Origin of the sequence: Enterococcus sp. LX10, assembly GCF_023539285.1 — a bacterium.
Taxonomy (GTDB): Bacteria; Bacillota; Bacilli; order Lactobacillales; family Enterococcaceae; genus Enterococcus; species Enterococcus faecalis.
Genome location: NZ_CP092785.1, coordinates 36,730 through 60,413, shown reverse-complemented (window position 1 = coordinate 60,413; position 23,684 = coordinate 36,730). Strand labels below are relative to the sequence as shown.

At 30.5% G+C, this 23,684-nt stretch carries 23 protein-coding genes and 1 pseudogene; 5 read left to right on the top strand and 19 right to left on the bottom strand.

All coding sequences use genetic code 11. The annotated features are described in order from the left end of the window. Positions 1-15 precede the first annotated feature (15 nt). The 6 genes from MKZ30_RS13140 to MKZ30_RS13115 all read right to left on the bottom strand — a co-directional run bounded on the left by MKZ30_RS13140 (position 16) and on the right by MKZ30_RS13115 (position 5,335). The gene (locus tag MKZ30_RS13140) at positions 16-249 is read right to left on the bottom strand and encodes a hypothetical protein (RefSeq protein ID WP_010829188.1); all 234 of its coding nucleotides are present in this window, start codon (positions 247-249) and stop codon (positions 16-18) included. A 72-nt stretch (positions 250-321) separates the two neighbouring features. Further along, positions 322-834 carry an isoprenylcysteine carboxylmethyltransferase family protein gene (locus MKZ30_RS13135; RefSeq protein WP_249958816.1) on the bottom strand — a complete coding sequence of 171 codons (513 nt, stop codon included), beginning with the start codon at positions 832-834 and terminating at the stop codon, positions 322-324. A gap of 67 nt (positions 835-901) precedes the next feature. After that, positions 902-1,906, bottom strand: coding sequence for a WxLIP family cell surface protein (locus tag MKZ30_RS13130; RefSeq protein ID WP_249958815.1), 1,005 nt, complete (start codon positions 1,904-1,906; stop codon positions 902-904). Positions 1,907-1,961: 55 nt separating this feature from the next. Then, positions 1,962-2,489 carry a WxL domain-containing protein gene (locus MKZ30_RS13125; protein WP_249958814.1) on the bottom strand — a complete coding sequence of 176 codons (528 nt, stop codon included), beginning with the start codon at positions 2,487-2,489 and terminating at the stop codon, positions 1,962-1,964. Then, positions 2,476-2,826, bottom strand: a complete 351-nt coding sequence (locus MKZ30_RS13120; RefSeq protein WP_249958813.1) for an EF2685/EF0750 family sortase-dependent surface protein — start codon at positions 2,824-2,826, stop codon at positions 2,476-2,478. The genes MKZ30_RS13125 and MKZ30_RS13120 overlap by 14 nt, the downstream gene beginning before the upstream one ends. 1 nt (position 2,827) lies before the next feature. Next, entirely contained in the window at positions 2,828-5,335 is a 2,508-nt protein-coding gene (locus MKZ30_RS13115; protein WP_249958812.1) for a WxL domain-containing protein, read from the bottom strand. A 305-nt stretch (positions 5,336-5,640) separates the two neighbouring features. On the opposite strand from MKZ30_RS13115, the gene MKZ30_RS13110 reads away from it, so the two are divergent. Next, the gene (locus MKZ30_RS13110; protein ID WP_249958811.1) at positions 5,641-6,204 is read left to right on the top strand and encodes a recombinase family protein; all 564 of its coding nucleotides are present in this window, start codon (positions 5,641-5,643) and stop codon (positions 6,202-6,204) included. 11 nt (positions 6,205-6,215) lie between these two features. On the opposite strand, the gene MKZ30_RS13105 is transcribed toward MKZ30_RS13110, so the two are convergent. From MKZ30_RS13105 to MKZ30_RS13060, 10 genes and pseudogenes are all read right to left on the bottom strand, one after another. Next, positions 6,216-7,733, bottom strand: coding sequence for a helix-turn-helix domain-containing protein (locus MKZ30_RS13105; protein WP_249958810.1), 1,518 nt, complete (start codon positions 7,731-7,733; stop codon positions 6,216-6,218). Positions 7,734-8,868: 1,135 nt separating this feature from the next. Next, positions 8,869-9,057: pseudogene (locus tag MKZ30_RS13415) on the bottom strand (nucleotidyltransferase domain-containing protein); the annotation flags it as partial. Positions 9,058-9,143: 86 nt separating this feature from the next. After that, the gene (locus tag MKZ30_RS13100) at positions 9,144-9,680 is read right to left on the bottom strand and encodes an Asp23/Gls24 family envelope stress response protein (RefSeq protein ID WP_010829182.1); all 537 of its coding nucleotides are present in this window, start codon (positions 9,678-9,680) and stop codon (positions 9,144-9,146) included. A 29-nt stretch (positions 9,681-9,709) separates the two neighbouring features. Beyond that, positions 9,710-9,898 carry a DUF2273 domain-containing protein gene (locus MKZ30_RS13095; RefSeq protein ID WP_010821197.1) on the bottom strand — a complete coding sequence of 63 codons (189 nt, stop codon included), beginning with the start codon at positions 9,896-9,898 and terminating at the stop codon, positions 9,710-9,712. 16 nt (positions 9,899-9,914) lie between these two features. After that, positions 9,915-10,481, bottom strand: a complete 567-nt coding sequence (amaP, locus tag MKZ30_RS13090; protein ID WP_202473225.1) for an alkaline shock response membrane anchor protein AmaP — start codon at positions 10,479-10,481, stop codon at positions 9,915-9,917. 330 nt (positions 10,482-10,811) lie between these two features. Further along, complete coding sequence (locus tag MKZ30_RS13085; protein ID WP_202524754.1) at positions 10,812-11,213, bottom strand: hypothetical protein; 402 nt, start codon at positions 11,211-11,213, stop codon at positions 10,812-10,814. A gap of 437 nt (positions 11,214-11,650) precedes the next feature. Further along, positions 11,651-12,301, bottom strand: coding sequence for a C39 family peptidase (locus MKZ30_RS13080; RefSeq protein WP_202254753.1), 651 nt, complete (start codon positions 12,299-12,301; stop codon positions 11,651-11,653). Between the two features lie 51 nt (positions 12,302-12,352). After that, entirely contained in the window at positions 12,353-13,384 is a 1,032-nt protein-coding gene (locus tag MKZ30_RS13075) for a M23 family metallopeptidase (protein WP_010821201.1), read from the bottom strand. Positions 13,385-13,763: 379 nt separating this feature from the next. Then, positions 13,764-16,127 carry a MucBP domain-containing protein gene (locus MKZ30_RS13065; RefSeq protein ID WP_249958809.1) on the bottom strand — a complete coding sequence of 788 codons (2,364 nt, stop codon included), beginning with the start codon at positions 16,125-16,127 and terminating at the stop codon, positions 13,764-13,766. 297 nt (positions 16,128-16,424) lie between these two features. Then, positions 16,425-16,796, bottom strand: a complete 372-nt coding sequence (locus tag MKZ30_RS13060) for a hypothetical protein (RefSeq protein WP_010821204.1) — start codon at positions 16,794-16,796, stop codon at positions 16,425-16,427. 509 nt (positions 16,797-17,305) lie between these two features. Between MKZ30_RS13060 and MKZ30_RS13055 the strand changes: the two genes are divergently transcribed. Further along, positions 17,306-17,515 carry a hypothetical protein gene (locus MKZ30_RS13055; protein WP_173958771.1) on the top strand — a complete coding sequence of 70 codons (210 nt, stop codon included), beginning with the start codon at positions 17,306-17,308 and terminating at the stop codon, positions 17,513-17,515. A gap of 18 nt (positions 17,516-17,533) precedes the next feature. On the opposite strand, the gene MKZ30_RS13050 is transcribed toward MKZ30_RS13055, so the two are convergent. The 3 genes from MKZ30_RS13050 to MKZ30_RS13040 form a co-directional block, all read right to left on the bottom strand. After that, positions 17,534-18,082, bottom strand: coding sequence for a hypothetical protein (locus tag MKZ30_RS13050; RefSeq protein WP_249958808.1), 549 nt, complete (start codon positions 18,080-18,082; stop codon positions 17,534-17,536). A gap of 688 nt (positions 18,083-18,770) precedes the next feature. Beyond that, the gene (locus tag MKZ30_RS13045) at positions 18,771-19,412 is read right to left on the bottom strand and encodes a hypothetical protein (protein WP_249958848.1); all 642 of its coding nucleotides are present in this window, start codon (positions 19,410-19,412) and stop codon (positions 18,771-18,773) included. 287 nt (positions 19,413-19,699) lie between these two features. Beyond that, positions 19,700-21,631, bottom strand: coding sequence for a DUF262 domain-containing protein (locus MKZ30_RS13040; protein WP_249958847.1), 1,932 nt, complete (start codon positions 21,629-21,631; stop codon positions 19,700-19,702). A gap of 696 nt (positions 21,632-22,327) precedes the next feature. On the opposite strand from MKZ30_RS13040, the gene MKZ30_RS13035 reads away from it, so the two are divergent. The 3 genes from MKZ30_RS13035 to MKZ30_RS13025 are packed head-to-tail and all read left to right on the top strand — an operon-like array spanning position 22,328 to position 23,587. Next, complete coding sequence (locus tag MKZ30_RS13035; RefSeq protein WP_249958846.1) at positions 22,328-22,768, top strand: hypothetical protein; 441 nt, start codon at positions 22,328-22,330, stop codon at positions 22,766-22,768. Then, on the top strand, positions 22,758-23,156 hold the full coding sequence (locus tag MKZ30_RS13380; protein WP_338350772.1) for a hypothetical protein: 399 nt from the start codon (positions 22,758-22,760) through the stop codon (positions 23,154-23,156). Before MKZ30_RS13035 ends, MKZ30_RS13380 begins: the two co-directional genes overlap by 11 nt. Positions 23,157-23,188: 32 nt before the next feature. Next, positions 23,189-23,587 carry a hypothetical protein gene (locus tag MKZ30_RS13025; protein ID WP_249958845.1) on the top strand — a complete coding sequence of 133 codons (399 nt, stop codon included), beginning with the start codon at positions 23,189-23,191 and terminating at the stop codon, positions 23,585-23,587. Positions 23,588-23,684: the final 97 nt, after the last annotated feature.

The following is a 23,684-nucleotide window of genomic DNA, read 5'->3' as shown; positions in this document are numbered from 1 at the left end:
CCATTGCTAAATGTTTTATGATAAAAATAATATTGTTTCGACTTGATCAGTTAAATATGCATATTTAATACTAAATTCTTCATTTTTACTTACTACAGACATAACCTTGAGCATTTCTTTTCTTATTAATTTATCATTCTCATATATTTTAGACTTATCGATTTCTAGTATGTCAATAATCATCTTTTTTACGGATACTTCCTTACTAGGTATGTCTGATAAGTAATCAATCAAATCTTTTTTGTTCATGTTAGTTTTTTCCTTTCTACATTTTTTTATAAAAAATTGAACTTTCATCATAGCTACTGTAAAGATTACAAACTATTTTAATTCTGCCAATAGCTTATCTTCTTCCGTTATTCGCATATATAGACATATTCCATAAGGCAAGAAAAAAAACATTATAGTAATCCAAGAATGAAAAAACATTGTAAGGCCTATCAGTTCAGGAATAATATTTAAAAAGTAATTTGGATGTTTGATATATTTAAATAGCCAACTTGAATTCAATGATTGTTCATCTACAATAATAAGTTTCACGGTCCAATTTTCTCCTAAAACTTGTATCACTCTTATCAAAATAATGAAAGAAAAAGTTATGATTATTATTCCTATTACACTATAAATATCTAATTCAACTTTCTTATATATCCCTTCAAAAAAAGAACAAAAATAAAATAAAGTGTGTAAAATTGCTAATAATTTAGACACTAATTTCCCATATTCTTTTCCACCTAACAAGATCAACTTTTTTTCATTGTTCTTTGAGATAAGTAATACAGTAACTCTAAATAGTGCTATAAGTCCGAAAACAATGTATAGATACAAGCTCACTTGAAAATTCTCCTTTTACTAAACATCTTTTATTTTTTTAATAAGAGATTATTTAACGCATAAGAAATCAGCTGTTTATTTTGAAATACCTATTTAACATAAGCAATGCAAACACAATAAATAAAATTGAAAGCAGTCCTATAATATATATAAAATACTTCTCAAAGAAGCTTTCTTTTCTATCAACAGAAGTTTTGTTTAAATTCTCTGCTATTTCTGCTTCAATTTTAAATTTTTTGGAAAAAGACCACTTATTTCCTTCTCCATCAGTCAAATTAATGCTATAAGTATAGTCTCCAGGATCAAATTGCTTATCCCACTCTGTCATAAGATTAAATTTAGAATTAGGAGCAAAATTCAACTGATCTTTTGTTTGCGTGAGGAGGGGGTTTTTATTTCCTTTTTTAGTTATTGCTATCTCTGCGTTCACTTTTGAGATAATGGTAGGTGTAATATTTCTTAATTCAAATTTAACATTATTTCTCAAGTTTTCTTGAGAAACTTTTACTTCTCCTCCTTCTAATTTAGGAGAAATTTTTTTGGCTGTTTCCGTAAGTTGAATTGCTAATGTTCGTGTAAATATGTTATTTACACCGTTAGATCCCTTCTCTATAGAAGGCTCTACAGTAATTCCTCCTAAAGCTATCCCTTCAAATGGTGTTTCTGGAACTGATAATTCAAGAGAAACTTCTTTTTCACTATTTGCAGGAACGTCAACAAGCTGTTCTGTTAGTGTTAAACAATCTTTTAAAGATATTTTCAACGATTCATCTTTTTCAAAATTATTGATAGAGTAGTCAATAATTCCGTTTTGATTGGTAGTTGCTGTATTCACATATAGTTTGTATTTTACGCTCTCATTCGAGTTATTCTTAATTTTTATTTTGAGCGTTTGCTTTTGATTTGGTGTGACAGTTAAATCAAAATAACTAGGAACTTCAGGATTCTGATTTTCTGTTAATACAGGTGTAACAGAAAAATCATTGCTGTCAGCTAATACTAGTTGCTGAAAACCTAAAGCTGAGAAAGCAAACATAAGGAATAGCACAGCTTTCTTTATTATTCTCATCATTTTCTCCTCTGTGATAAAAAGCCTCCCGATACGGAGGCTCTTTATGATTAATACTTTATTTAGTTCCTGGACCTTCAGACAAGTTCCATACGATAGTCGTTGTATAAGTAGTGGCCAATTGTTTTTCTGGAACTGTTAACTTAGCGTTTAAACTAACATTTGTATCAAAATCTGTTGTCTTAATGTCAGTATCTGCAACTGTTGCAATCGTCTGTGGCTGTGAATTTAAATCAGCGGATGATCCAGGTTTAGCTACTGTAGCATTTGACTCAATCTTTGGCGTAATATTTAATCCCATGCCTTTAAAGTTTTCATCTTTTAATTTAGCTGTTAATGTCCAGCCTTTACTACTTGAACCACGTAAGTCTTCAATGGTAATACTTGATTTATCTTTTTCTGTCGCTGTTGTTCCACCTTTTTTTACGGTTACATCATTAAAAGTAATGTTTGTGGCTTCAGAAATTTTAATACCGCCTGAGTTAACTTTTACTGTAGCCGTGGTTTCCTCTGCTTGGGCTGACTGACCTAAACCTAATACCCCAATTGTTGCTAAACCTACTACTACTAAACTAATCTTCTTCATTCTTATCTTCTCCATTTCGTTTATTATTTATATATATCCCAACTACTCCTAATAAGAGTACTAGTAATCCTATAATTGAGATAGATAAATTAATACGCTCATTCGTTTGTGGTAATCTGTTTTTTTTATTCAATTTCGTGTTTGATTCTTTATATTTTTGTTTACTTGAATCGTTAGTGCTTTCTTTTGACTTTTCAGGTTCTAACGAATCATCATGTATAATTCTTACAGTCACTTTACTTTGTATTTCTTCAGCAAATACAGATACGTTGATGAAACATAATGGAATACTAACAGTTAGAAATAAAAGTAAACTCAATAATAGTTTTTTTATCATACTATGGTCCCTCCACAAGATTCCAAGTAATTGTTGTGGAATATTCTTGACTAGCTAAATTATTTTTTGAAGGGACTTTTAATAATATACCATCAGTGCTTTTCCATTTATTTGAGACTTCAACTTCTAAAGGTTCGGTAGCACTTACCTGTTTATCTTGTGTATAGACAGGAACTGCCGAGCCATTCAAATAGCTGTCAACTCCTTTTTCATTACGATAAATCAAGTATGGTGCAATACCTTTTAAATCGGATGATGCTTTAGCCGTTAGTGTCCAATTCCCTTGTTTATTTGATCCACGGTTATCTTTTATTAAAAGACCCAGACTACCAGAATATTTTCTTTGGACAATCTGTTCACTTTTTGATTTTGAAAATTCTTTAAATGTTAATGTCTTAGGAACTGTATAGGTCAACGTTCCTGGTTCAACGTTTATCGTTACTTCATATTCATATTGCACTTTTTTACCAGTAGTTAATGTTTCTTCAACAAGTATTTTAGCTCTTTTATCTCCAGATGAGGTAGTATCAGGATATTCTACAAATCCCTTTACATCTATATTTGAATAGCCTTTTAAATCAATATAATCTTTAACATGTTCATCTAAATATATATTTGTGGAATAAATTGGTATTTTTCCTGTTTTAGGAGTTAATTGATTGAAGTGTAAAGGACGGTATCCTGACGTAGTAATCTCATAGTAAACTGCTTTTTTAGCATCATTATAAGCTTGCTTCTGTTCATTTTCGTATAGCCAATTTTTGCCAGTTTCAGTTTGCCACGCTCGAACAATATCACCATAGTTTACAGCTTGATTTTGAGCAGTTCCCCACTCTTTCAATTTATCTTTTTTTAATTCATTTCCACTTGCTTTAATGTATTTATCCCCATTATTCGACTCATCTATTTTCAAAATCTGTTTGTTAGATAAGTCAAACCAATTAAAAGTGTAATACTGTTGATTTGGAAAATTTGAATGAATTGCTAGATTATCATCATTTTGACCTTGAGATGCAACAATAGTTGGAGTTGATTCTGTGTATAACGTAAACGCTGCAGATGTTCTACCGTTGGCTCCATAATCATAACTACCATAAACGACACTATTTCCCCAACCTACTTCAACTGGCACATCTACCTCCACTGTTTTTGAAGCATCAGATTTTAAGGTAATTCTTATTTTCGCGGTTTTTGTTCCTACGGTGTCTGTTGCAAGGCTATTAATCAATTCTACTTTGTACTGGTCAGAAGATAATACCTGATCACCTAATTTAACGTTTTTTACAAATTTAGAGTAGTCAAACTTTGATATATCTATCCCTAGGCTAGTTGTTTGGGATGCTGGCTCAGCTGTCAATTTTTTTTCGTATACATTAACATTTATAGTCATGTTTCCAAAAAAGCCTCTGTCTTCTTTCCCTTTGTAGGATATTACTGGAGTAAGACTATGAACTCCTTCACTTAAGTTATTAGTTTCAACATTAATATCAGTCCCTACGTATTGAGATAACGCATTGTCTATATACCATATTACTTTGCAGTCATTTGTGTTATAGGATAAAAACGACGAATCTCCAATACTGGAAACCTTAATATCGGTACCTTTTTCCACTTCAAAATTTAATTTAGGGGATATAGACTTATAAAATATAGCATTTGTATTTTCATTAAATAATTTTTCTGGATGACTATTTCCTAACTTAATATAGACCGGATTTGTACTTGTTTTACTTCCAACACTATACTTTTCATTTAAGGTTATCAGATTGCTTAAATTGACATAAGTAGGGGAAGTATTATTATTGTTTAGAAAATTCATTGATGTTAAACTTTTTACATTACTCAAGTCCAAACTAGTTAAATTAGGCATTTCAGTAAATAATCCATATCCTGTAAGTTCTTCTAGACCTGATAAGTTAATCTTTTTAACATTAGGCATTTGTTCAAAATTGTTATAATTACTGCTTGTGTTGTGTACACTCTCTTTTATTTGAGGTACTATCAATTCTTCACCTCTAAAACCGTCAAATACCCCAGGATATATTTTTTCTGCAGATGGTGATTCAAAATATATTAATCGATTGGGGTCTTTATAGTTACTAGACGTAGATAAAGAATCCCACATTAGTTCTTTTACAGTCCCGTCATCCTTATATGAAGTTAGTTTACCTGGTTGTCCATTAGCACCAGCACAATAGAACTGTGATGGCAGATAATTCGAGTTTTTAACTTCTAACTCTGAAATATTTGTATAGCTTAATTGTCTAGCCATGCCCGACGCATTATTTTCACCGAATTTACCGTCTATAATAAGTTTGATAACATTTTTTTGATTAATTAAAGTATCATAAATTTTTGATTGAACTGTATAGGAATCTGGCTCACCTGTTAGCTTAGCTGTAGCAACATTTCCTGATATTGTAATTGTGACTGGCTCTGCTCCATGTACTTCTTTAGGAAAGTAAATAAATGGAAGTACACAAAGTAGAACACAAAATATTTTTTTCAAAATATTCACCTCTTTTTTTATTATTCTTATAATATTCCTTTTCGTAAACAAAACAAATGTTTTACTTACATTTAAAATAACAAAAAAAAACACATCAATTTCCTTGGAATTAACGTGTTTTCTTTCTTAATATGTATTAAAATAGGGGTGTAATTAAAACATTTGAATAGATGACATACAATGACTGCTCATAAATTATAACAAATATATTGATCTTCTATTATCTTATTTTGACTTTTTTTTCTATTTTGAGATAATATAGCAGGTGATTATCTACTAATCTAAAATTATCTCTGGAGGAATTTATGAAAACAATCGGTTATGCTCGTGTTAGTACCATCCACCAACAATTAGACTCGCAGCTAAATGCATTATCAAATTATGGATGCACAAAAATATTTACAGAATTCGATAGTGGAAGAAATACGCATCGAAGAGAACTTAAACGTGCACTGGACTCTTTAGAATCTGGTGATACTTTTGTAATTTTTAAACTTGATAGATTATCTCGAGGGACAAAGCATTTGTTGTGCTTGATGGAAGACTTTAATGATCGTGGTATTAACTTTATAAGTATTCAAAACAATATTGACACTAGTACTTCAATAGGCAAATTTTTCTTTACAATCATGAGTGCCTTTGCAGAAATGGAGGCTGACCTCATAAGGGAGCGAGTACTATCTGGGTTAGAGGCTGCAAAAGCGAATGGAAAAACTTTAGGTCGACCATTAGAAAATAAATATATAGACGAAGTTATATATGATTACTTGAACACAACTAACTCTATCGTAGATATTGCAAAAAAATATGATATCTCTAGACCTACAGTTTATAAGTATCTTGAAAGAAAAAAAATTCCATTAAGATAAAACTAAAATTTTTACTCAGAGAATCCTACACTTTTAACAATTTCCTTGTTTATAATTTCATTCAAGTAAGCACCTAGCTTGTTCCAAGCAACTTTATCAAATACGTCTCTAAAATAATAATATTCCTGATTTGTCTTCACAACGTAATTATCAGATATTATGATGTCGGCATCTTTATAATTATTAACCAATTTTAAAGCATTTGCGCTGTAATTATGGGTCAATGCATTCTCAACAACAGATTTATACTCTGGTCTACGTTGAAATTCAACATACACTCCTACTGGAATATCTTTGTTCAACTTGACATATCCCATTATGATTTTCGTAAAATTAAAAACCAATTTGTCAAATGAGGGTTCCTTGTAATACTTACTAAAACTTTTTTTGATAGCTGACTTAATGAACTTTTCTGTCTTCTCGTTTCTTAATTGGAATTTGTCAAACTTCATAAATTTATAAAGTTTTAAATAATGAATGACAATAAAATGATTACAAATAGAATATACAAGAAGAAAATAACTTTCTTCGGTTAAGGTATATTTTTCACAAATCTGATTGATTAATAAAACACAGGGATTGATTATTTTGTTTCTATTATTATTTACTAGCTCTTTTCCTAGTACTATTTTTTCATTTTTCGTTCTTAGTTCTCTAGTAAAATAATTAAGAATGAATGCTAGCTGAATCAATTCATCATGAAGCCCACCTATCTCTCCTAGTTCTCTTTTCTGTAAGTATGTTAAATACATAGGCAACTCTTTTTCTTTATTTAATATACGACCGACAGATTTAACATAATCTGGTAGTTCAGCAGATACATACCCTTTTCTGATTGCTACTTCATACACCGCCATGATGATGTTTACTCTTTTCAGATTGGATGGAGAAAAGGTTTTTATTCTTTTAGAGTATACGAAAGAATGTATAGTTTCTATTTGTAATTCAGATATAGTTTGAAAATACCAACTATTTTTCGATGAAATAATATTTATCATTAGATAGTGAAATAAGCGTATTACCACTTCTTCTCCTGATAAACATAGGATCTTATCACTTTTTTTAAAAATACTTACACCCAGATCCATTATTAAAAAAAAACTTTCAATTTTTTTTAATAATTTATATGTGTAAGACTCGCTGTAGGAAAGGTTATTAGCTAACTCCATTACAGTAAATTTTCTCTGCTCTAAAACAAACAATAAACTGTTATACAAGCTTGAACTAAGTAAATATTTTTCTCGTATATACTGTAACAATTGAACATAGTCTTCATCTTTTACATTTTTTGATAAATGAACAACATTTTTATCTACTATAAGTAATAATTCTTTTTTGTTCTGATCATTGTAATCAGCTATATCTAGCTGAAGACTATTGATAGCTCTCTTCACTTTCTTTTTTGACACTTTTAATTTTCTTTCTAACACCGTTACTTGTATACCATAGTTGTGTAAATCATGAATAATTAGAAATTTTTGAAGCTGTATTTCTGAAAAAAAAAGTCTAAGAACATTTTCAGGTAACAAATTTATCATCCTTTCTACGGAAAAAATACAAAGCTAACTATACAACATATGTAAGTGTCTTTTAAAGTAAAAAAAAAAGCAAGAATTTTTTTCAGCTAAATATTTCCAGTTACAAAAGAATTCTATTATAACTAATTATATTTAGTAATCTATATAAAAAAACGTAAAATTTATAGATCTTAAGCATCTATATACAATTTATTATCAAATCACTCAGTATAAACAGAGCTCTACATGAGGTGTGAAAATTTATATTTAAAATTTTCCATACTTTTACCATATACATTCTCATTAAAATAGAAAAGTAAAACTAGACTTATAACAGATTATAATTAAATATTATTTGATGTATAAAACTTTAATCCTTGTATATCGATTTTTTTACCCAAAATATGCTCAGCAGAGTTTCCATAGATATCTGTTTAATACAAGATTTATTGTGTAAACCTTACATATCTTTACAGTAAAATGATAGAGTATCATTAATAAACAAGATTTATACATATTAACTTTAGTCTATAAATAAATTTTTTAAAAAAAAGTGAACAGAAATAAAAAATTTCTGTTCACTTTACTAATCATCCTGATAAATAAGTTTTAGTATTATTTTTAAAGCGATCATTGGATTATCTTTTAATACAACTATCACTTTTATACAAGTTGCATTTCAGCTATTCTTTAAATTAGTTTCTAATTTATAAATACTTTTCTCGATGAGCACTTAATTTTAATCTTTTTCTTCTACTTTTTCTAGGATATTTCTTAATTGATGTATCCATTTCTCCAAAGATGTATGTGTCGCTTTTTCAAGTACCTCGGCATACAGCGCATGTGAAACGGGATCTTTTTTTTTTCATATAACTTAATGATTTTTTAGGTCCATAATATTTTAATGAACAAATGTCAAAATATATTTCTAGACTGTCAACTAGAACCCAATGTAGTCTATAATATCCTTCAGGATCTTTTCTTAACGATCTAGCTAGCATTTTTTCACACCACTCAATTTGGGCTTTATTTTCTTCGTAATTTTTATACGGAATGGAACTTATTACATCATTCACTCTTTTTTTGAGCCACATTCCTATTTTATCACTGTCATAAACAATTTCTCCGTCAAAAATTTGGACAAAACTTATAAAATCAATCTCTGATTTTTAAAATAAGACTTGGGATACACAAATAAATCCAATTGGATGTCATCTACAAAAGATGTATCATGTATATATTGACAAGTATAGCTTATTACTAATATGTCAAAATCGCTATTATTATTATTTGTTCTGTTTGCATAAGATCCATACAAAATAATAAAGCTTGGATCATATTTTTCAAAAAGCTATAATACATTTTCAAAGTAAAAAAAGCGAGAATTTTTTAATTCTCGCTTTAAGTGTACAATATCTATACTTATTGTACACGAGATTCAGTTAATTCTTTTGCTTTAGAACTACCTTTTGAAGCTAGTTCTTTTGCTTTATCTGTCTGCTCACTGGTAAAGTTAGTTACTGCTTCTGTAGCATCACCCATTTTATCTTGTAATGTTACAGAATCTTCTTCATGCTGCTCTTCAGTTTTTATATCTACAACATTTACATTCACTTCGATTACTTCTAAGCCCGTCATATTTTTAACTTCTCTTGTAATGATTTCTTTCATTTCGTTATAAATTTTATGGATATCTTTTCCATATTCTGCGACAATATCTAAGTCTACCGCCACTTGTTTTTCTCCTACTTCAACATCTACACCAGATGTGACATCATCTGTGTTTACTAGTTTACCAGCCAAATTTGAGAAAAAACCACCGTCTACCGTAAGCAGTCCATCCACTTTCTCCAATGAAATGCCAATAATTTTTTTGATTACTTTGTCTTCATATGTTAATTTTCCTTTAACCACTTCTACTTTTTTTAATTCTTTTGTGTTTTCTTTTGCTTTATCCATTAAAAATCGCTCCTATACGTTTATATTTTTTATTTATTAATGATTTTCCCAAGAAAATCACTTTTGCTAATATAATTCCCTATAAATATACCTAATACAACCATGATAACAACAAGAATTGTTTTAAAAAATCCTACAGTCAAAAATAAAATTGCAAAGACTAATCCCGTTAGTCCGCCAATAATTGGAGACTTATACACTGTTAATATTTCTTTCAAATTCTCCCCTCTTTCTTTATATTACTCGTTTTTTTTCTTTTTTATTATCGTCTGAACGAGCCACATTTTTAAAGATAACTTCTGTTTTTATCGATGTATCTAGTCCAATGAAATTCTTAATATAGGTATCAATTTTTCTAATTGACTGATTCGTCTGATCAATAATATCTATATTACTACTGGTATTTCCAACGATTTTTATTTTTATCTTTTTTTTATACATTTTTACTTTTACTTTCGAATCTTTTAACAAGTTAGACTGGTTTATTTGTGATTGAACTAAACCTATAATCGCACTTTTTTTTATCTCTAATTTGCCTTTATCTTCATTCAACTTGATAGACGTAACTTCTGTAGGGCTTAGAATAGTTACAAAAATAGTTAAAGCAACAGTTATCATTCCTATGACACTCCCCCAATAAAGATAGAAAGGTAGATATCTACCTATCAAAGGATAGTCTTCTGGCCTAATAAAATGAACGCTCAATGAGTAGACAAATTGATAATGAACAAAAATTGTAAATAAAAAAGTGCCAAAAATAAAAGTAATAAAACTAAAAAGTATTTTTTTTCCCTTCGTCATCGATCCCCCCTGCTTTCATATGAAATTTATCACAATAAAATTTTACCAAAAGTATTTATTCTATAAAAATTTTATGCTCAAAATTTTGAGTATTATTAATTAACAATCAACCTAATAGTGGCTTATTAAAACAATATTGTTCTTTTTAATAAAAAAAGCCAGAACATTCCTTTACATAATTTTCAAAGTCTTGAACTTTCTTGGTTACTTAATTCACGAATGTCTCTGCTTTTTAATCATGAATATCAGCAACATACCATTTCGTACATTTTTTAACTTTAAATTAATCATCTAAGCCTTCATCTGCCATTTTACTTCACTATAGTTTTTTTATTGAAATGATACAGAAATCACACTATTTCCTATTATTTGAGGTGGTATAGAACGTGTTGTAGCAAAGTCTTTATGCACTCTTACTACTATTTTATCTCCTACTCTAATCTCTTTATTTTTAGGTAACGTGGTGATCAGTCTTCCACCCTCATTAAATGTATCTAGATTGCTTTGGTCTTCCTCATCGACCACTTTTACGTCATCAAACAAAATGAAATAGTCATCTGTCTGGTCTACTTTCTTCGGTGGTTCGATAAGCGTAGCAGAGAACTCAATCGATGACTGGTCTGATCCACCGGAAATGGATGTAGCTTTTTGTTCATTATTTTTTATAAGCAAAAATATAGCAACAAAGAGTATTATTAGCATCATAAAACTAATTATAAATATTTTTTTCATGAGATACCTCCTTTTTTATACAATCATACCATATTAAATATTTTTTTATTTTTTTAGGAACAAATTTGGCATATTTTATCGTTTAATAAACTTCTTTGTTAACTAGATGTGTGTTGTCAATACATCTATTATTTTAGATTACTTTTACTGATTTCCCCTTTATGTATTATACTTATCAATTATTATCAAATTCTAGAATAGGTTAAAAACAAGTACAAATTAGAAGACCTTCTTAAGGTTAATTTTTGCTACATATTTTTATCAATCCAATCTATAAGGTTGATTAGTAGTGAATAAAAATGTCAGCAGGTCATGACCTACTGACATTAAAATACCTTAAAATATTATTTTACATTCTATAAAAATTTATTTTAAGCGGAATATTTTTAAACATAAATATCTTTCTTTTATTTTTAACTAATACTTAATAATACGTTTTAACGAATTACAACCGCGAAATTCCTCTCCTTGTATACACTCTCAAATGTATTCTTATCGATCCAATATTTACCAGAAATCGGATCCGATACGTGAAGTTTTCCTTTTTTTGAATCATAACCATCTAAAGTTACTGCATGATTATTATTTACTGCTCTACCAAAATTCCACATTCCCCATCGTGCCGGTTGAAATTTTATCGTTACCCAAGCAACAATTGGATTATTATTTTTCACTTCATTTAGTAATTCATCTAAAGAATGACCTGACATATCTTTTACATCACCATATGCTTGTCCCCATTTTACTAAAGGAATAGGATAGATAGCGGAATAAGTCCATGAGTTTTCAACAAAAGGACTACCTACAAATCCATCATAAGGATTTCCACTAGAAGAGATAGGGATTGTCTTCAAAAACTTGATTAAGTCCCAATCTGGAATTTTCCCTTTATACTGTAATCCTTGTAATAGTGAAGCTCCCTCACACCCACTAGGTGCTCCTAATGCATACTGATCATAATTTTTTACTCCAAGTAAATTATAATCTTCAGAAGCAAAAGCATTGGTACTCAGCATAAAGAATACTCCAACAACAGGCAAAATAAATGTTTTTTTCAGTATATTGACTATATCTTTATTTATACTCATTCACCTCTTTAAAATTTATTAAATGCGTAATCGTGCTGTTATTTTTTAAATTTAAAATGGATTAGACTGTGAAATACCAATTTGCAAGTGATCTAACGGTTCTCCAAAAATTCCTGCATAACTATCTAATCCAGGAATAGAACCATTATCTGCACTTACTTTTAACCATCCTGATCGTTTCGTAGTTTGTGAGCGATAGTATGCTTGTGATAATTTTTCTCCCTTAGGAGTTATATAGTTTAACTGAACACCATCAATTGCTTGTCCTTGAATACCTGCTACACCATTCACTGTATCATTTTTATTTCCTTTATTTACCCAAGCTAACCAGCCACTTTGAGCTGTATGAACACGATACTTCATTTCCCCTTTATCTACCTTAATATAAAGCATGTCATGTTGACGATTAGGATAACCTGCAAAACCATCATTAGTATTGTTAAAGTTTGTTACTTCCCCCAACCAAGATCCCCCAAGGACGTGTAAACCATAATGTACATTTGTTGTGAAATTTGTTGGTCCTGGATTTGGAGGTGTAGGCGTAGATCCTCCTTGAAGTATAGGAATTGGGTTAAACCAAGTGCCATCATCTTTATTCCAAGAAGAATGAGCAGCCCGCCATTCTTTCTTTGTCATTCCTAAATGTAAATGACTAGAAGTAAAGTTCCCTATAAGCTGTCCTTTCTTAACAGTTTGTCCCGTGCTAACTTTAATGTCCCCGACATTTCGGCTAAATTCTTGATAGATCACATTTGTATCTCCTGCTTGTAATACAATAAATGCGCCTAATGAACCTCCACCTACAGGATCCCAACCAGCATATAAAATTTTACCATCATGCACAGCATACACACTACCATTTCCATAGATAGCAGAGCCGAAGTCAAATCCATCATGGAAATAAGTGCCTCCTCGATCAAATGCGGTATTCCCAAATTGTTGTCCTTCTTCATATCTTCCCGCATATGGTTTGCCTAGTGGCCAAGACCAATCATTAGAAGCTGCGTTGACAGAATAAGAAGAAAGTACCATAGAAACAACGATAGACAAAACCCCTAGAACAGAAATTAAAATTTTTTTCACAGAAACCCCTCCTAATTAATATTAGTTACAAAACTAATGTACTGCTAGGTACGATATATTTCAAATAATTATGCTAATTTCATATATTTTACTTAATTTATTTGATTTGTTATTACCCACTGATGGGAATAAACCTATTTCATTGAAGTATCTAAATAATCATATCAAAGTGTTAAAGTGGAACGCCTGTGGTTTTCGTAATTTCTATAATTTCAAATTACGGATTTTCGTCCAACAAGGACGATTAATACAACCCAAATTAAAAAGTCCAGAGGATTTTCTCCTCTGGACTTGAATCGATTCTACAATTTCTCTTTACCAACATTATTTGAAAAAAATCCAAATAAATTTGAAATTTTTTAATTATGATTCTTTCTTACTATTTATGATGGCTATTTCTTGACTTTTGAAAACGTAAAACAGAAGTTATAAGAACTAGTACTAAAAATACTGAACCTATTCCAGTACTTATCAACGCCAGCCTTTTATTTTCACCAGTTTTGGGTAAAGTGTGCTGTGATGATGAATATGTTTCTTTATTATTAGTTTTATCTTTATGGTCAAGCTTATTATCCGCTTTTGAGGCAGGATAAATTTTATATTTCATATACACATAAGTTACAGTCTGAGGTTGATCTGTGAACTTACCCGTAGGATTGCCTTGAACTTCTTTGAAAGTATAGCCATCAATCGCTTTTTGTTCAGTGGTGTAGTCATCTCCAACATTACCAGATTTCACTACTTCATCTGAAATCTTATTTCCTTCTGTATCAACATATTTGGCTGTCACTTCTGCTGCTTTTACTGGATTCTTCACGTATACATAAGTAACCGTTTGAGGTTGGTCTGTGAACTTACCCGTAGGATTGCCTCGAACTTCTTTGAAAGTATAGCCATCAATCGCTTTTTGTTCAGTGGTGTAGTCATCTCCAATATTACCCGTTTTCACTACTTCATCTGAAATCTTATTTCCTTCTGTATCAACATATTTAGTTGTCACTTCTGCTGCTTTTACTGGATTCTTCACGTATACATAAGTAACCGTTTGAGGTTGGTCTGTGAACTTACCCGTAGGATTGCCTCGAACTTCTTTGAAAGTATAGCCATCAATCGCTTTTTGTTCAGTGGTGTAGTCATCTCCAATATTACCCGTTTTCACTACTTCATCTGAAATCTTATTTCCTTCTGTATCAACATATTTAGTTGTCACTTCTGCTGCTTTTACTGGATTCTTCACGTATACATAAGTAACCGTTTGAGGTTGATCTGTGAACTTACCCGTAGGATTGCCTCGAACTTCTTTTAGAGTATATCCCTCTATTTCTAGCCTATAATCCGGCGTTGTTGCATCAAAAGATTCACCAATATTGCCACTAATCTTTTGAGAAGGTTTCAATTCATTCCCGTCCGTATCAATATAATTCACCGTAACATCTGCAGCGGCTTCTTGATGATTGATCGAAAATTGGTGCAAGTAGGTTCCTGATGAAATGGCATAAAAACTATAACCATCCGGTTGTGCATATGACCCAGCTGGATTATTATAAAAAGCATTGTATTCCATTGTTTCAATATTTTCAAATTCACTTTGAGTAACCCCAGATACAGTAATCCCATCTTCAGTAATAGTTAATCTTGAAGAAGGTATCTGCACACCATTCAAATCAAAGTATGTCTGACTAGTACTATTTGATGTTGTAAAAGGAGGCTGATACCCATCAAAATTTGTTAATCGATTAGGCATAATGGAAAACGGAACAAAAAATGATTGATTATTGGAATCATAGTTTAACTCTTTTGCAGATAGTGAAGTGACTGCGTCATTTCTTCCTGTATTTTGACCATATGCGGCCAGACTTGATAATTTTGGGAAATCATTTATCACAGTAAAATCTGTCACACCACAAGTCTGAATTCTTAATTCTGTTAAATTTGGCAATGCAGTCAACGGTGCAATAGTCGTAATATTCATATTAGACTCAAAACTTAGCGACTCTAGTCCTTTCATATTAACAATTTTTGAAAACACTACATCGGTTACGCTTGCGGAACTAAGATTTAGTCTAGTTACATTGTCACCAAAGTTTGGTACATTATCATCGGTTACATTTGCTCCCATTAAATATACATAAGCTAACTTATTTAAAGACTTTAAAACTGAAAAGTCAGTAATCTGATTTTGTCCGCTCATATAAAACGATGATAAATTCATGGCAAATTCTAATCCCTTCAAATCAGCAATAGCGGAATCTGCAGCGTATATATAAAGAGTCTGAAGTTTGTTCATCTGTTCCTTCGTGATTTCAGATACCTCTATACCTAGTGATTTAGCAACCACGGATTGTAGAATTGGATCCGGCATCCAAGTTGCAAGGTCTTCTTTACCATTAGCCACAGCGACTTCAGATTGATCTTCAGAAGCTTGTCCTGTTGTTTCATTTTTGACTTGGTTATTTCCATGAGTTTCCCCGTAATATTCTGCGCCGTTAGTAGAGTTTTCCGTAATTGTTTCTTCTGTGGACTCATTTTTATCTTCTGTCGAAGAATCAGAGGATTTCTCTGACGTTCTTGAAGAATCCAACGTTATATTTGCCTTATTCATTTTTTCAGAATCTTCACTAGTTGTTTGCTCTAAACTCTCTTGCTGATCATCTGCTCGAACATTCACAATCGGAGTCAAAAAAGACGTCACTATTAAACTTGCTAAAGATATGTAGGAAAAAGCTTTCTTTTTCATTGTCATCTCCTTCTAGCGATTTTAAAACCACCGAAATGTATTAATTTGTGTACCTGATACATTATAACAATATTTTAATAAATTAACAATTCTTTAATGTACATTAGATGAAAACAATAATTTGGAAGAAAAATATACATGGTGATATATAGCTTACAGAGTGAGAAAAACGAGTAGTAAAAGCAACTGCTCAAAGAGATAGCACTTTAAAGAAGTGATTTGTGCTTCCTACAATTTTTTATGCCATTTCATTATTGAATAGACAATTATTTTAAAGAAATAATAATTTACAACAATATATACTTATTGGTACTTTTGCATCAGTAACTTATAATAGTTATTTTGTATTTTATTATTGGCGAAGCTTTCTAAATTTTTCTTTATACTATCAGCTTTTCTTGTCTGTAAATCTATATATGATAAAGGTAATCCAATATTCTTAATTTTTTCATCAAGATACGATGCATCCACCTCATTATACATAATAATATCTGCATTAGGAATATCATCTTGTGCTATATCATAACTAATTATAGTTAAATCCCATTCAGGTTGTAATTCTTTTTTTAACTTGTCTTGAAATCTCTTAGAACTTATCCACACCATAGCATAACCACTACTTCTAATAACAGTTCCATTAGTATTTATTGTATAAATCCATACTACACTTTTCATGATTTTTTCTCTCCTTATATGTTTATTTTTCCATTAGTATGCTTCTTTGTCTTTTGATAATCTTTTAGCTGTTCCTTTAGACAGTAAAAATCCACCCATTAAACTTCAAAAAAAAGTTAAACTATTAATGAACTAAAAATAATAAATTCTTTTACAAAAGCTTGATGAATGTTTATTAATATAACAAACATAAGTAATTACTCACATATTAATTTACTACTAAAAGTGCTATTAAACAAAAATTTTAAAATAATATGTATACTCAAAATTCAGAAAATTAATTGTTGTTAATATGTCTGAACCATCTATAAACTAGATTTGTTAAAATTTAAATTACACATACTATTCTAAACTTTTCATCTCATAAAATTTTCAGCTTTTAAATAACTGGAATCTTTGGAATGTAAAAATAGGAAATTTAAAAAATTTAATATATCTTTAAAGTTCTTGTTTTACTATTTCTATGATTTGCGGTAATATAAAATAAGTTAATACAAGGAGCGTAATTTATGAAGATTACTTTTAATGATATATTTTCTCATATCCCTTTTTGGAAACAAATTATAGTTTGGCTTATTAGTATTGTTATTAGCGCCAAGGTGATTGATTTATTTACTAAACAAAATGGCATATTGTATACTCTTGTAAAACTTGTTGTGGGATTCTTATTAGGATTGTTAATACTTTATATTATTGCAAAAAGAAAGCACTCCTCTTAAAGAGGAGTGCTTTCTTTTTTAGAATAATGCCCAAGCTATTCCCTGTGCAAATTTTCTTGCTACTCCACCACTGAAGCCTAATGCTTCTAGTCCTACAGTTAGTCCATCTTCCAATGTTCCAGAAAATGTTTCTAATGTCTTGGCCAAACTATTAGCTGCCCCGTAACCAACAACAGCTTTTATCCACCCTGGTAACTTGTTATAATTCTTTAACAGAATTTTAGCTGCCGCAGACCATTTTCCCCGAACTTGTCTATCTGAATTTCCATTCACAACATACCCATTTATCAAATCAACATTAGAAGGAACTTGGCTATTAACTTCATTAATATCAGAATCTGTCAATCCTAAGCTTTTTAAAAAGTTTATCTCATCATTATTTAAAGGATTGGAAGACTGTTTATTGTTCTTGTCATAACTAGGATTTGTTTCATTTTCAATATCCCATAGTGAAGTTTGATTCCCACTATTATATTCTGATGCAAAAGCAGTTGTTCCTGGAACTATCATACCTAAAACTAATACTGACAATAGTGTTATCGAAGAAATTCTTAAGCTGTTTTTCATAATTACACTCCATTCATAAGTTTAATTTCTAAATTGTATAGTTATGTCCCCTTGTTTGTAGCCTTTTTGTCTAGAAGAAATTTAATCAAAAGTATTTTTCATGTATAACTTCCTACTTTCTTTTTTATTTGTTGCAATTATAGCAATACTTAAGGTAGCTTATTATCAAAATCCCTATTTAACGTTTATTCCATCCTAAAAAACCACAATACTGATACCCCGTATACTCAAAGTTTACACAAATCAAGTGTGCCCAACTTGGGAGTCCTACTATATACCTGGTAAAAACTGGAATATAAAAAAGAGCCAACAAGGCATACCCTGTTGGCACTTACTTGATAGTAGAATACTTTTTTAATGTCTTTATATATTATTGAATTTTTGCAGAAGTAACACTATTAATATATACTAAAATAAACAGGCTAGATATAATCTAATTTAGAAAGGACCAGCAATTTATGAAAAACAACGATAATATTTCTAATACCTTAATAGTTTTCTTTGATAAGGTTGTTCGCTTATGGTCACTATTTTTGTTTTTAATTATTTTAATAAAAATATTTTTCATGTCTAATACAGCAATAATCTCAAAAAATATCTTTTACGTCACAGGTATAATTAGTGTAATTTCTGCATTACTACTGATTTGGCAAGAAAAAAGAAGGGCTAAAGTTTAGCCCTTCTTTTTTTATTCAGCTTCTATAGGAGCACAAGTCATCGCTGTGTACACTAATGTCAAAACAGCAGCTACATTTCTCCCGGCAGCAGAAGCTACCTTCCCTGCTAACCATGCTGCTGCCCTAGCAAAACCATAAGTATTCAACACGGATTTAAATGCTGCTACACTAATACCCACTCCAAATGTATTTTTAGCCCAATCTACAGCACATTTAGCTAATGCTCCACCAGCACGAGGTTGTATCGGTATAGCACCTTGTGCTAATGTACTAATATTATTTCTAAATTCAAATCTACCAAGTTCATTGAAGTTGTTATCATCATTAAAAAATTCTATGAAGTCTAAAATAGCTTCATATTCAACTCCACTGCCAAACATATCTTTAATACCATTTTCATTCACAATAAACTTACCGTTTGTAGGATTTACAGAAACAGCTTTTGAAAAGAATTCATCCAATCCTTTGTTTGCATCTGAATAAAATGAATTGACGTCTATGTTGTCTAATATAGCCTTATCTTCTTTGCTAATCTCATTATCTAATTCACTAGCATATACACTTGTACCAGCATTGGCAAATAGACTCAATACCATCAATAACGACATTGCCAGACAGAAGAACTTTGATTTTTTAGAAAAAGTAATTTCCATGTTTAACTCCCTACTTTCTTTTTTTATTTATTATAATAATAACAATATTAAAGAATACATAGTGTCAAAATCCCTATTTAACAGTTATCCTTTCCTAGTTTACTAATAAAAACGATTAATAAAAAAGCAGAAATCCTATTTTAAAGGATTTCTGCTTTTTGACGATAGTTTACTATTATAAATCGGCAATTGTAATACAAGAATAATTCTATTCTTTTAAATACACAGTTTTCTTAAATATAGTAGTATTAAAGCTAGATCTGTATAAATCTCTATTGATAGTATATTCAACTAAAACCCCTATTTTCTGCGCTTTTGATTGAAAATTCACCAAAGGCTTTTTGAATATAATCTTTTATTATTATCTTTGAGCGATCATCAATAGCTTTGCAATCAAAATCGTAGTATAAAAAATTCTCAAGCAATTTTTCCACCTCTGGAAAACTACTTTTTGGATATATAGTTTCAAATTTTTCCTTTAATAATGCTTGCTTTCCTTTATCTTTTTTTATGCGTCCTGCTTCATCGTTCAAGTGTTTTTCCAATGAAACTAAATTCCCAATGTTAGAACTACATTTAGTTCCCTCAGCATCTTCAATTATATGTTCAATACTTACTTTGTAATCAAGCAAAGCATTTTTTTTATCTTCATTTAAGCGTTTCAATATACGCTCAATATAGAATCTATCTGTAACTAAATGATGATTATGTTTAGAGTAAGATAGCAATGACAACATATTAATTAAATTTGTTTCATTCTCAATATTACCCATAAAATCATTTTCTAAATTTTCTAGATTTTCTCTTTCAGATATATCACTGTTATTGAGGTTAAATGTAGCTATTTCTTTAAATATTCTATCAAAAAAATCTTGTATGTTTTCTATGCTTTTAACTTCATCAGGCAATTTCTCTTTCATCAATGTATAAATTAATAGGACATCTGAAATAAATGTTATTCTTTTCTTTAATTCACTAAGGTATTTCTTTTTCTCTTTCTCATCATTGCTTAGTTTATATTTATAATACATGGGTAAAAGCCACAATATATATTTATTAGATTCACCATCTTTAGTGATTAGAGATAGAAATGAAAGTTTTTCAACATAAATAGGCCAATCATTTCCCTTCCATTCTTTCACTTGTTGTGGATACTTAAAATCTTTTACAAATTGACTCAATTTATTTAAATTACAAAAGAATTCTAAAATGTCATCGGATTGGCTTTCACTAGAATATTTTTCTTGAAAGAGTTCGAACAAATTAGTGCCTTCATCAAAATACTCTGAAATATCTTTCGAATGTATTGTAAACCAAGCGTATTTGTAAAAATCATTAAAACTAACAGCAGTATTTTCTCTGATATTTTTATAAATTTCATTCCACAAGTCTAAAGAACTATTTACACCAGGAATCTTTTCATTTTTCCTAGTCTTGTAAAGGAAATCATTTTTTATTAAGTCAGTTGGGGCCAAATGCATACCTTTTGAATTTATATTAGAAAAAATTTTGTAGGCTGCTGCTTCGTCATTAATAGTAATACTAATCACTGTTGTGTTAATAATCTGATTGTAAATTCCTTCTAAAAATTTGTACTCTTTTAAAGAACTTCCCCCATACTTTTCTTCCAAAAAGAAATCGATTCTATCATTTATAACAAGCAAGCACTTATCATACTTATTTAAAATTTCATCTGATTGATTTGGCTTCTCAATACAATATTCCCTTGGCAAAATGTATCTCCAGAAATAATCTTTTTCTACTCCCAAAGGTGTTATTAGCGGCTCTTTTTTTTTACCTCTATTAATATAAACAATAGTTTCAATTGATTTAATCAGACTTTCTGATGACTTACGCGCTTGCTCCTTATTACGTTTATTGGAAACTATTTTATCAAGTCTATTTCTTATACTTATTAACAATACAACTAAAGTAATCAGCCTTTGTTGCCCATCGACAATATCAAAATCATTATCTTGATTTCTTTTAAGAATAATATTTCCAAGAAAGTATTCTTGGAATTGATAAGTGTACTGTCCACCTTCTTTGTTTACACTTAAATTGTCCACTAAATCTTTTACAAGTTCATCTTGTTGCTCTTTTCCCCAAGCGTAGGGTCTCTGAAAATCTGACACATTGTAAAATTTATTGTTAAATAAATCACTTATTTTTATTTGCTTTGTATCAATTATATTATCTTTCATTTTATAATAAATCATATCCTTTTATATTTTCTAAATGTCAAAAAATATTATTAAAAATCCATGTTCCACTACTTTCCAAAGTATCAATTTTGTATAAAGTTTAGAATGTGTAGTCATTTACAATTATATCACAAAATTTACTGCAACTATTCTAAACAACTGATTAATCGTATTTTTAAGATAAAAAACTATTGAAAGAAAGTCTTACAGACTTTCCTATGAATTTGTCAATATACAGTCGTTCGCTCGTACCTTCTTCGATGTCGCTTTCTTCCTTTGACGCTTCGCTATATTGACAAATTCAGCCAGCTGTTATACAGCTGCCCTTTATTGAAAGGGAACGGGGCTTACAGCCCCTTTTCCCCCATCAATCTACGATTGCTGGGTCCCCCTGCGCGTGCTTCGCACACTTCCCGCCCGTTTACAACGGGCTATCGGACTACGTCCTCCCTTTAGCGCTCCGCCGTCGCGCACCGGCCTTTTCGGCCTCCACCTTCTTGTCATTTTATTTTTTTGAAAAAACGGCAATTTCATTGCCTTATATCCCATCTTCCGTTGGATTAACAAGGGTAAATGCACTAACACCTGCATCCAGCTAAAGCTGGTACAGCTGTAAGCCCTTGTTAAACACTTCAGATAGGATCTATTTTTCTTAACAAAAAAATAAAAAAACAACAAGAAGGACATCCCTTCAAAAAAGGAGGAACCCCCATGCCAAAAATCTATTTTGACGATTTTATCAAACTAACAAAGGATAAAATGGCTCAACAAATGGAAAACATGACCTATCAATACAAAGAAACCAAAGTGCCAAAATCGCATTACAAGAAAATGTTAGAGACATCTCAAGAGGAAATCATAGAGCATAGTGTCGAAATTAATCTTATAGATACTTATTATCGGACATTAGAGCAGTTGCTAAAAACGAATCCTAAGTGGCTTTTCCAAGCACTTCTTTGTGTAGATACGGGTATAAAACCTAGCACTATCAAACCTGCAGAATATCAAGCATTAGAACTAACATGGTCTAAATTTATCGAAGATAAAAAAGCAAAAACCGTTGATAAAGTATGGTTGGACTACTTTGCAAACATTAAAGAAAATGGTGCTACTTACTCATTTATCAAGGAGGAACAATACAATGACTTTTAGAAATAAAGAGTATACAGCAGATACGATTACAAGAATTACTACTCACGACTTATACGCTTGTCTTGAAAATAAACAAAACTATGCTGAAGTATTAGATATTGTTAAAAATAACTATTCTATCATGGAACATTTTTCTTACTATGTCTATCAAGTTGAATCTTCATTAGAAAAGAGCTCGATACAATCAAGTAATATCAAAACAACTGATAACTCGGTTTTAAAAGCAAAGTTAAATAATGCACGAACAGAACATAATAAAATAAGTAATGCAATGATTACAAATGATACTCCTTATCTATTATTAAATTATGGCTGTCTTGAAAACGCAAAAGAACGATTACTACAACTCGAATATTTTTTGAACTATAAACAAGAGAAGCCTTTATAAGGTTTCTCTTATAACAAAGGAGAGATTGATAAATGGAAAAGCATACATTACAAGAAGAGGCACTTCGGAGATTATCCAGATTACAAATCACCCCAGAACGAATTGTAGCATTTAAATTAAAAAAACAGGTTTTTTGTTCAGTGAACGGCTTTGGTTATAAATTAGATAATCAAATGAAAGCCATTGTACAAGACTTTGAAAGTGAACATAATTGCTTAGTTTATCATGCTATAATGACAGACACAGAGTTCGGTCGGCTTTTATCATTATTATACGTAAGTCCCAATCAAGAAAATTGGAATCTGGATAGAGAAGATATTACGAGTAGGCAACAATTTGTCTTTGTTTATAATTTAGACTATCCTGAATTATCTGAGTTTGGAACTATTTGCTTTGTTAATAAATACGGCAGTCTAGTAAGGACTGCATAGACTACGTATTCTACCTATCAATGAGATAGGTAGAATTTGTCTACAGATCTTGGTTGGCATTCGCTACACGAATGCCTATGAATTTGTCAATATACAG

Bases quoted from the DNA above. Each gene is read 5' to 3' on its own strand.
- MKZ30_RS13140 (WP_010829188.1), bottom strand. From the start codon at position 249: ATGAACAAAAAAGATTTGATTGATTACTTATCAGACATACCTAGTAAG.
- MKZ30_RS13130 (WP_249958815.1), bottom strand. From the start codon at position 1,906: ATGATGAGAATAATAAAGAAAGCTGTGCTATTCCTTATGTTTGCTTTC.
- MKZ30_RS13125 (WP_249958814.1), bottom strand. From the start codon at position 2,489: ATGAAGAAGATTAGTTTAGTAGTAGTAGGTTTAGCAACAATTGGGGTA.
- MKZ30_RS13120 (WP_249958813.1), bottom strand. From the start codon at position 2,826: ATGATAAAAAAACTATTATTGAGTTTACTTTTATTTCTAACTGTTAGT.
- MKZ30_RS13110 (WP_249958811.1), top strand. From the start codon at position 5,641: ATGAAAACAATCGGTTATGCTCGTGTTAGTACCATCCACCAACAATTA.
- MKZ30_RS13100 (WP_010829182.1), bottom strand. From the start codon at position 9,680: ATGGATAAAGCAAAAGAAAACACAAAAGAATTAAAAAAAGTAGAAGTG.
- amaP (WP_202473225.1), bottom strand. From the start codon at position 10,481: ATGACGAAGGGAAAAAAAATACTTTTTAGTTTTATTACTTTTATTTTT.
- MKZ30_RS13085 (WP_202524754.1), bottom strand. From the start codon at position 11,213: ATGAAAAAAATATTTATAATTAGTTTTATGATGCTAATAATACTCTTT.
- MKZ30_RS13080 (WP_202254753.1), bottom strand. From the start codon at position 12,301: ATGAGTATAAATAAAGATATAGTCAATATACTGAAAAAAACATTTATT.
- MKZ30_RS13065 (WP_249958809.1), bottom strand. From the start codon at position 16,127: ATGACAATGAAAAAGAAAGCTTTTTCCTACATATCTTTAGCAAGTTTA.
- MKZ30_RS13060 (WP_010821204.1), bottom strand. From the start codon at position 16,796: ATGAAAAGTGTAGTATGGATTTATACAATAAATACTAATGGAACTGTT.
- MKZ30_RS13055 (WP_173958771.1), top strand. From the start codon at position 17,306: ATGAAGATTACTTTTAATGATATATTTTCTCATATCCCTTTTTGGAAA.
- MKZ30_RS13050 (WP_249958808.1), bottom strand. From the start codon at position 18,082: ATGAAAAACAGCTTAAGAATTTCTTCGATAACACTATTGTCAGTATTA.
- MKZ30_RS13045 (WP_249958848.1), bottom strand. From the start codon at position 19,412: ATGGAAATTACTTTTTCTAAAAAATCAAAGTTCTTCTGTCTGGCAATG.
- MKZ30_RS13040 (WP_249958847.1), bottom strand. From the start codon at position 21,631: ATGATTTATTATAAAATGAAAGATAATATAATTGATACAAAGCAAATA.
- MKZ30_RS13035 (WP_249958846.1), top strand. From the start codon at position 22,328: ATGCCAAAAATCTATTTTGACGATTTTATCAAACTAACAAAGGATAAA.
- MKZ30_RS13380 (WP_338350772.1), top strand. From the start codon at position 22,758: ATGACTTTTAGAAATAAAGAGTATACAGCAGATACGATTACAAGAATT.
- MKZ30_RS13025 (WP_249958845.1), top strand. From the start codon at position 23,189: ATGGAAAAGCATACATTACAAGAAGAGGCACTTCGGAGATTATCCAGA.